This window comes from Burkholderia sp. DN3021, assembly GCF_049805555.1.
Taxonomy (GTDB): Bacteria; Pseudomonadota; Gammaproteobacteria; order Burkholderiales; family Burkholderiaceae; genus Burkholderia; species Burkholderia pyrrocinia_C.
The window spans coordinates 1-1,308 of record NZ_JBNCAB010000229.1 but is presented as its reverse complement, the minus strand read 5'-3'; the positions used below and the strand labels follow the sequence as shown (position 1 = coordinate 1,308).

1 protein-coding gene is annotated in these 1,308 nt (G+C 49.5%); it reads right to left on the bottom strand.

Features of this window, described 5'->3' with window-relative positions; all coding sequences use genetic code 11:
* Window positions 1–356: 356 nt before the first annotated feature.
* Window positions 357–1,308: hypothetical protein (locus tag ACPUER_RS36740; protein ID WP_425133578.1), on the bottom strand; the 952-nt coding region annotated here is incomplete at its 5' end.

The following is a 1,308-nucleotide window of genomic DNA, read 5'->3' as shown; positions in this document are numbered from 1 at the left end:
GCGCGCATTGCCGCTACGGGCTACGCCCTCCGCGCCAATGCGCGCCAGCATGAAAAACCAACCACTGTCAGATTTAGTCTAGTCCACCGCAGATCAATGGCCCTTTCTACTCGACCTCACGCTGCCGCGCAACTACCCCTTCCGAACAAAGCCCCTCAGTGGCATCATGCCAGCGTCCGAACGGTTTTTCGAGGTGCCCTACGGAAGAAATGTTCAGTCATCTCAGCGTCCTTGAACTCCCAGGTTTCGATTCAGATCGATATTGTTCCCGGGAGTTCTGCATCTCTCGGACTCGGTCTATCTTTTGATCCATCTGCCTCTGCAGTGTTTTGCGGGTCCGACTATGGAGCCGTCCCTTACCTTGGAGCAACTCGATTTGCACGAGGGTTCCGAATAAATCGTTTCAAGTCGACTGAATAAGATGGGGCATATACTTTATTGTTATTGTCAATGGATTTGAATACATCCGCCACATTCCGATAGATCTCTTTAATTTTAGATTTTTGTCCACTCATTATTTCGACAAATTTAGCCTGCTGATCTAAATATTTAAGCCTATCTTCGTAAGACATCTTCGGCCCAGTCTGCAAAAGACTCACGTTTCTCATACTAAAATCCTGATGCAATACAGCCGGGCCATTCTGCCATGGATCGATAACAATTGCCGGCCGACCTTTCCGCTCAAACATTACAAAATCATGGTCAACTTCCTCATCTCCGACGGTAACTTTGCCGGCGGTAACTGTGGCTACTTTTTCACCAGGACGAATACGCTTTCCGTGCTCTACGAATGCGCAAGCAGCGTGTTCTCCACAATTTCCTGAGTGTACATAAAAAGCTGCCGTAGCAGTTCGTACGCGCCAATCAATCTCTTGAAGGTCCGTTGCTATCTCAGGCCACCTATCCAGATCGTTAAGTGTTCGGACGATATAAAAATCCCTTCTGGCTTTGCGCCCGGTCTCTTCAAGATCACTGGTGACATTTCCACGCTTTATATTTTTCCGAACCTCGCGAATAGTCTCGGTTGCTCGAATCAATGCATCGACATCTTCAGGAAGCAGCGTTTCGTTTACCTCTTTCTTCTTTTTTATGTAGTCAGCCAATTCGGGGTCCATCGGACTCGACTTGAACTTCTCCTTGACCCGAGCTACAAGCTTCGTCAACGGGTTAGGCAACGCCTGCGGATCGCTTCCGGTGGTCGTTTGTTTATGGCCTTGGGGATCTACCTTAACATAGGTGTCATACCCCTTCACCTCGCCGACCTCGGTGCCCTGCTGGGCGAGCTCCGTCTGCACCTGCTGCGTCAGA